Annotated in this window: 8 protein-coding genes; 5 read left to right on the forward strand and 3 right to left on the reverse strand. The window is 59.7% G+C overall.

Going from position 1 to position 7,447, the window contains the following annotated elements:
• From NDI87_RS15240 to NDI87_RS15255, 4 genes are all read left to right on the forward strand, one after another.
• On the forward strand, positions 1–675 hold a 675-nt coding region (locus NDI87_RS15240; protein WP_296276297.1), incomplete at its 5' end, for an acetaldehyde dehydrogenase (acetylating).
• A 19-nt stretch (positions 676–694) separates the two neighbouring features.
• Entirely contained in the window at positions 695–1,723 is a 1,029-nt protein-coding gene (gene dmpG, locus NDI87_RS15245) for a 4-hydroxy-2-oxovalerate aldolase (protein WP_296276298.1), read from the forward strand.
• A 12-nt stretch (positions 1,724–1,735) separates the two neighbouring features.
• Positions 1,736–2,524 (forward strand): 2-oxo-3-hexenedioate decarboxylase, encoded by a 789-nt coding sequence (gene dmpH / locus NDI87_RS15250; protein WP_296276299.1) that lies wholly within the window; start codon positions 1,736–1,738, stop codon positions 2,522–2,524.
• A 24-nt stretch (positions 2,525–2,548) separates the two neighbouring features.
• Positions 2,549–2,740 carry a 2-hydroxymuconate tautomerase gene (locus tag NDI87_RS15255; RefSeq protein ID WP_296276300.1) on the forward strand — a complete coding sequence of 64 codons (192 nt, stop codon included), beginning with the start codon at positions 2,549–2,551 and terminating at the stop codon, positions 2,738–2,740.
• A 25-nt stretch (positions 2,741–2,765) separates the two neighbouring features.
• Here the strand turns inward: NDI87_RS15255 and NDI87_RS15260 are convergent, their stop codons facing one another.
• Together NDI87_RS15260 and NDI87_RS15265 are read right to left on the reverse strand one after the other, a co-directional pair.
• The gene (locus NDI87_RS15260; protein ID WP_296276301.1) at positions 2,766–3,788 is read right to left on the reverse strand and encodes an ornithine cyclodeaminase family protein; all 1,023 of its coding nucleotides are present in this window, start codon (positions 3,786–3,788) and stop codon (positions 2,766–2,768) included.
• 27 nt (positions 3,789–3,815) lie between these two features.
• Positions 3,816–5,330, reverse strand: a complete 1,515-nt coding sequence (locus NDI87_RS15265) for an aldehyde dehydrogenase family protein (protein ID WP_296276302.1) — start codon at positions 5,328–5,330, stop codon at positions 3,816–3,818.
• Positions 5,331–5,564: 234 nt separating this feature from the next.
• On the opposite strand from NDI87_RS15265, the gene NDI87_RS15270 reads away from it, so the two are divergent.
• Complete coding sequence (locus tag NDI87_RS15270; RefSeq protein ID WP_296276303.1) at positions 5,565–5,960, forward strand: universal stress protein; 396 nt, start codon at positions 5,565–5,567, stop codon at positions 5,958–5,960.
• 30 nt (positions 5,961–5,990) lie between these two features.
• Here the strand turns inward: NDI87_RS15270 and NDI87_RS15275 are convergent, their stop codons facing one another.
• Complete coding sequence (locus NDI87_RS15275) at positions 5,991–7,325, reverse strand: sigma-54 dependent transcriptional regulator (RefSeq protein ID WP_296276304.1); 1,335 nt, start codon at positions 7,323–7,325, stop codon at positions 5,991–5,993.
• Between the last annotated feature and the right edge of the window lie 122 nt (positions 7,326–7,447).

Here is a 7,447-nt window from a genome sequence, read left to right on the forward strand (position 1 = left end):
TGCGTGCCGTCGGTCAACCTGGTCGAACACGTGGGCGGGCTGCCGCCGGGCCGCTCCCAAGGCAGCCCAGCCCCCTCGGGGGGCAGCGGACCACGCGCAGCGGGGGAGCGTGGGGGCCTTTTGACCGAGATGAACGTCAACATGGTCACCTGCGGAGGCCAGGCCACCATCCCCATGGTGGCGGCCATCAGCCGCGTGCAACCCGTGGCCTACGGCGAAATCGTCGCCACCGTGGCCAGCAAATCGGCCGGCCCGGGCACCCGCAAGAACATCGACGAATTCACCCGCACCACCGCCAGCGCCGTGGAAAAAGTCGGTGGCGCCAAAAAGGGCAAGGCCATCATCATCCTGAACCCGGCCGAGCCACCGCTCATCATGCGCGACACCGTGCACTGCCTGACTGAGACCGAGCCCGACCAGGCCAGGATCACCGAATCGATCCACGCCATGATCAAGGAAGTGCAAAAGTACGTGCCCGGCTACAAACTGGTCAACGGCCCGGTGTTCGATGGCAACCGTGTCTCGGTCTTCCTGGAAGTCGAAGGCCTGGGCGACTACCTGCCCAAATACGCCGGCAACCTCGACATCATGACCGCCGCGGCGGCCCGCACCGCCGAGATGTTTGCCGAAGAAATCATCGCCGGCCGGCTCACGCTCAAAGCCACGCAGGCTTGAACCCCAAGGAGAAAACACCATGTCAACACCAACCCGACAAATCACCCTGCACGACATGACCCTGCGTGACGGCATGCACCCCAAGCGCCATTTGATGACGCTCGAGCAGATGAAAACCATCGCCTGCGGGCTGGACGGCGCCGGCATCCCGCTGATCGAAGTCACCCACGGCGACGGCCTGGGCGGCTCCTCGGTCAACTACGGCTTTCCGGCCCACACCGACGAGCAATACCTGGGCGCGGTGATCCCGCTGATGAAACAGGCCAAGGTCTCGGCCCTGCTGATTCCGGGCATCGGCACCGTCGAGCACCTGCTGATGGCCAAGGACCTGGGCGTCAACACCATCCGTGTTGCCACCCACTGCACCGAAGCCGACGTCTCTGAACAACACATCAGCAAGGCGCGCACCCTGGGCATGGACACCGTGGGCTTTTTGATGATGGCGCACATGGCCAGCGCGGAGAAGCTGGTGAGCCAGGCCAAGCTGATGGAAGGTTATGGCGCCAACTGCATTTATGTGACCGACTCGGCCGGCCACATGCTGCCCGGTGATGTCAAAACCAAGCTCAGCGCAGTGCGCGCGGCCTTGAAGCCCGAGACCGAGCTGGGCTTTCACGGCCACCACAACCTGGCCATGGGGGTGGCCAACTCGATCGCCGCGATTGAAGTGGGTGCCAGCCGCATCGACGCCGCCGCTGCCGGCCTGGGCGCCGGGGCTGGCAACACGCCGATGGAAGTGCTGGTGTCGGTGCTCGACCTGATGAAAATCGACACCGGGGTCGATGTCTACAAGATCCAGGACGTGGCCGAAGACCTGGTGGTGCCGATCATGGACTTCCCGATCCGCATCGACCGTGACGCCCTGACGCTGGGTTATGCCGGTGTTTATGGCAGCTTCCTGCTGTTTGCCAAACGCGCCGAGAAGAAGTACGGCGTAGCGGCACGCGACATTCTGGTCGAAATGGGCCGGCGCGGCATGGTCGGCGGCCAGGAAGACATGATCGAAGATACCGCCATGACGCTGGCGCGCGAACGCAAGCAAGCTTAATTAAGGAAACCCATGAAACTCGATACCCAAACCATCAACGCCCTGGCTGACCGGCTCGAAAACTGCCAGCTCAAGCAACAGGACACCCCCAAGATCACCGATGACCATCCTGACATGGACTGGGACGACGCCTACGCCATCCAGAACGAAATCCGCCGGCGCAAGCTGGCGCAAGGGCGCACCGTGGTCGGCCTCAAAGCCGGCCTGACCTCGCATGCCAAGATGAAGCAAATGGGCGTGAACACACCGGTGTTTGGCTTCATGACCGACGACTATGTGGTTGCCGACGGCGGCGAATGCAAGGTCAGCGAGCTGATCCACCCCAAGGTCGAGCCTGAAATCGCCTTTGTCACCAAAGCCGAACTGCGCGGCCCCGGCTGCCACATTGGCACGGTGCTGGCGGCCACCGACTTCGTCATGCCCGGCATTGAGGTGATCGACAGCCGCTACCGCGACTTCAAGTTCGATCTGAAAAGCGTGGTGGCCGACAACACCTCGGCAGCACGTTTTGTGGTGGGTGGCCAGCCGATGAGTGTGAACGACTGCGACCTGCGCACCGTGGGCGTGGTGTTGGAAAAGAATGGTATTCCGGTGGCCTTTGGCGCCGGTGCCGCCGTGATGGGCCACCCGGCAGCGGCCATAGCGGCACTGGCCAACCTGCTGGCCGAGCGCGGCGAATGCATACCGGCGGGCACGCTGATCCTGTCCGGTGGTATCACCGAAGCGGTGGCCGTGCAGGCCGGTGACAACATCACGCTGCGCGTGCAGGGCATGGGCAGCACCAGCATTCGTTTCGTTTAAGCGCAAACTTTCAGGAGCAACACCATGCCATTCGCACAGATATACATGATGGAAGGCCGCACCGAAGAGCAAAAACGCGCGGTGATCGAAAAGGTCAGCGCTGCGCTGGTTGAGGCGACCGGTGCGCCAATTGCCAATGTGCGCGTCTGGATTCACGACGTGCCCAAGGAGAACTGGGGCATTGCCGGTGTCAGCGCCAAGGATTTGGGACGCTAGCTTCCAGGAGCCAAAGCGGTTTTGTTCAGGAAGTGGCAGTGCTCGGGATGGCCAGGCTTTGCAGCAGATGCTCTGCGGCAATCAGGTCGAGCGCGGCAAAGCCGACCGATTTAAAGACAGTGATGTCTTGCGCCACAAGGCGTCCAGCGGATTGCGTAGAAGTGGCAAGCAACTCCGCGAGTTCACCCCGTACATCGGCTTCGGTGATCAAGCCCGCGCGCAAAGCTTGCAGCACCTCGCCGCCCTTTTGCATAACCGCTTCCCGTGAATCGACAAAAAGTCTGACTTTGGCCAGAAGTCGGGGTTCGGCCTCCGCCATGCCCGGGGTAAAAGCACCGACCAAGCCCAAATGGGTACCGGGCCTGACCCAGTCGCTTCGGATGAACGGCTCGGTGGCCGTGGTAACCGCCACCACCATATCGGCGCTGGCCAGCGTGCTTTGCAGGTCTGCGCTGGCGCGCGCCGTGATGCCGAGCTGAGCCAGTTGGTCCACCACGGCCTGGGCTTTGTCAAGCTGGCGGCCCCAAATGGTGGTTTCAGACAACTTGAACACGCTGTGGTGTGCCAACGCCATGGGTAGCGAGAGCGCACCCGTCCCCAAAACGGCCAGCTTCCTGCTGTCCGGTCGGGCCAACAAGTGGGTACCCAAGGCCGCTGTTGCCGCCGTGCGGCGCAGGGTCAATTCTGTGCCATCGATGACTGCCAGCGGTGTCCCGTCTTCGCATGAGTTGACCACATAAACGGCGGAAACAGCGGGCTTGCCCCTGGCATTGTTTCCAGGCCAGATGGAAACGATTTTGGTGCCCATCAAGTGATGGGGTCGCCAGGCCGGCATGATCAGCACCGAACTGGCATCATGATTGGGGTTGAAAAAACTCCGTGCCGGCGACTCAATGGGTTCCAGCAAACCTGTGGCCAGCGCTTGAATCAGCGGCCCATAGGGCAACAGGCGTGCCACCTCGTCTTTTGCGATGAATTGGATTTGGGTTGCATGGTGGCGCTGCCCCAACAAGGCTTCGCTACTAACCGGTTCGGAGGGTTTGATCATGGAAATAGTGAGCGGTGGCGCCGTTGTCTAGACCTCAAACCGAACACCCTGCGCAAGCGGGAGTTCTTTTGAATAATTAATGGTGTTGGTGGCGCGGCGCATGTAGGCGCGCCAGGCATCCGAGCCCGATTCGCGACCGCCACCCGTCTCCTTTTCTCCGCCAAAGGCACCGCCGATTTCAGCCCCCGACGTGCCAATGTTGACGTTGGCAATGCCGCAGTCAGAGCCGCTGGCGCTCAGGAAGGCCTCAGTCTCACGCAAGTCGTTGCTGAATATGGCCGACGACAGGCCTTGCGGCACATCGTTTTGCATGGCCACAGCCTCTTCAAAATGCGTGTAGCCCATGATGTACAAAATGGGGGCAAAGGTTTCGTGGCGAACCACTTCGGTTTGTGTTGGCATTGCCACAATGGCCGGCTTGACGTAATAGGCGTCGGGAAACTGGTCCGCCAATACCCGCTCGCCGCCGAAAACCTGACCACCTTCTTGCCTGGCCTGGGCCAGAGCCTGCTGCATACCCTCAAATGCGGCCCTGTCGATCAGTGGCCCCACCAAAGTGCCAGCAGTCAGGGGGTTGCCGATGGGCAGCGCCAGATAGGATTGCTTGAGGCGTTCGGTCAAAACCTGGCGCACGTTGTGGTGCACTATCAGGCGCCGGGTGGTGGTGCAGCGTTGCCCGGCGGTACCGACCGCGGCAAACAGGATGCCGCGCACGGTCAAGTCAAGATCGGCGCTGGGTGTGATGATGACCGCGTTATTGCCGCCCAATTCGAGCAGGCTGCGCCCAAAACGTCGCGCCACATTGGGGCCCACCTCGCGCCCCATGCGCGTGCTGCCAGTGGCAGAAATGAGTGCCGCCTTGGGGTGGTTGACCAGTGCCTCACCGACTTCCCGGGTGCCAATGAGCAATTGCGACAGCGCTGGCGGCGCATCACCGAAGCGTTGGGCTGCCCGCTCGAACAGGGCCTGGCAGGCCAGGGCGGTGAGCGGTGTTTTTTCAGAGGGCTTCCAGACCACGGCATCGCCACAGACGATGGCCAGCGCGGTATTCCAGGACCAAACCGCCACCGGAAAGTTAAACGCGCTGATGACGCCGACCACGCCCAGTGGATGCCAGCTTTCCATCATGCGGTGGCCGGCTCGCTCCGAGGCGATCGTCAAGCCATAAAGCTGACGCGACAGCCCGACGGCGAAATCACAGATGTCGATCATCTCCTGCACTTCACCCAGGCCTTCCGAGAGGATCTTTCCGGCTTCGAGCGAAACCAGCTGGCCGAGGTCGTTTTTGGCCAGGCGTAATTCCTCACTCAGCAAACGAATGAGCTCGCCGCGCCGGGGAGCAGGTGTTTTGCGCCAGGACAAAAACGCCTGGTGCGCAGCATCTACAAGCTGTTGAACCTGCTGTGCACTGTGGGGGGCAAGGCAGCCGAGCTCGCTGCCGTCAATGGGAGAAGTGACCCGCAAGGTGCCACCGGTGTAGGCAGACGGTACAACACCCAAGCGTTGCATGAGGGGAGGGAGAAGTGCGTTGACTGTGGACATGGCGACTCTCATTGAGAAAAAGTTTCGTAAAGTGAATGGTATTTACATATCATGCGCCTGAATGTGTTTCAAGCAATTTATTCTTGTATCCGCCGACCCAGGCGCGCCCCTATTGCTGCGGCCCTGCGCCCGTCTTTTTCCGATGGTGGCCATGCGGGTGGTTTTGATCCGCAGGTCCCCGGCTTTGAAAGTCAGCAATGAACGCGCTAACATGGCGGAAAACTGGAGAAAATTATGACCATACTTGTAGCCTACGTGCCGCGTCCTGAAGGTCAGGCGGCATTGAACAAAGGCATCGAAATAGCAGGCCGCCGCAATGAGCATTTGCTCGTTGTCAACGCCAGCCCAGGCGGTAGAACGGAAGACCCATCGTTTGCCGACGTCCAGGATTTTGAGAGAGTGCAGGAGTTATTGTCCAACACAGGTCTCAGCTTTGAGTTGAAGCAATATGTCCGTGGCAATCATGCGGTCGAAGAAATTCTGGCCTTGGTTGAATCGCTGAATGTTTCCTTGCTTGTCATTGGCATGAGAAAACGTTCAAAGGTGGGCAAACTCATCATGGGCAGCGTTGCCCAGGAGCTGCTTCTGACCGTGCCTTGTCCTGTATTGGCGGTCAAGGCTGGTGAGTAAACAGGCGCGAAAGATGGGGTTGGTTGACTTTCAATTTCCCCCATCAAGGCTCTTGTCAATGCCCAGTTTTCGCATTTTTTCCCATAGGTTTTTCCTGCTGATACCCAAAGAGTCCGCGCATGCCTGAATCTGGAATTGATGGCTGTCGAGTGCACGCACGATGAAGTCACGTTCACACTCGTTGAGATAGTCGCGCAGGCTGCTGGCAACATCCTGCTGTCCCGTCAGCATAGGTGCGGGCCGGTCAAACAGGATGTCATGGGAAATAAAGTGGAAATCGTTCATCAGGCTGGCCCGCTCCAAAGCGTTTTTCAACTCCCGAATGTTGCCTGGCCAGCGGTAGTTTTTGAGAGCGTGTTCTGCTGCTGGCGTCAGACCGGGCGGCGATTTCCCGTTTGCCAAGGCAATTTCTGAAAGCAGTGAACGCGCCAAGGGAAGAATGTCCTCAGGGCGTTCGCGTAGCGGTGGAATGCGCAGCTCAACCACATTGATGCGGTAATAGAGGTCTTCTCGGAAAGCGCCGCTGTTCACGCGTTCCTGCAGCAACTGGTGGGTGGCGCAAATCAAACGAATTCGAACCGGGATGGATGTCTCCCCGCCTACCCGCACGATGCTGCGTTCTTGCAGGGCACGTAGCAGTTTGACCTGCATGGCCAGCGGCATGTCGCCAATTTCATCAAGAAAGAGCGTGCCTCCGCTGGCTTGCTCGAAAACGCCTTTTTTGGTTCGGATCGCGCCGGTAAAAGCCCCTTTTTCGTAACCAAAAAGTTCGGCTTCGAGCAGGCTTTCGGTCAACGCACCGCAGTTGACGGCAATAAATGGCTTGGCCGCACCTGCCATCTGGTGCAAGGCTTGCGCCACGCGCTCTTTGCCAACGCCAGATTCGCCGGTGATCAGCACCGAGGCATCACTGGTCGCCAGTCGATGCAGCATGGCCTCGATTTGCCGCATGGCATGTGAATGACCCAGGGCGGCAGGTCCCAGGCTGTTGCTGGGAGCGATCAAGGCATTGATTTTGTCGATCAAGGCATCCAGGTCAAAAGGCTTGGTGATGTAGTCATGCGCGCCCGTCTTGAGCAGGCGCACGGCGGTGTCAATGTCGCCGTGGCCTGTAATGAAGATGAACGGTGGCAAGCACCGGTGCTCACTCAGTAATTGTTCAAACAGGGCATCGCCGGTGATGTCTGGCAGGCGGATGTCACTGATCACCAACGCGTAATTTTGCGTGCGCAGGGCGATGCAGGCATCGTTGCCGTTGCGGTACCAGTCAAAGCTGAAGCCCTCCAGACTGAGGCGGTCGGCGAGTGATTCGCCCATGATCTCATCGTCTTCGATCAGGCAAATTTTTGGCAATGGTGGCGGCATCAAGGTGTTTCTGATGAATTCAAGGGAAAGGTCACGCTGAAGCGGGTCAGCATGTTATCGGATTCAGCCTGTATGGTACCGCCCAGTTGGGTCACGATCTGGTAGCAAATCCAGAGTCCCAA

It is taken from the genome of Rhodoferax sp. (genome assembly GCF_023701345.1).
In the GTDB taxonomy this organism is placed as follows: domain Bacteria; phylum Pseudomonadota; class Gammaproteobacteria; order Burkholderiales; family Burkholderiaceae_C; genus Rhodoferax.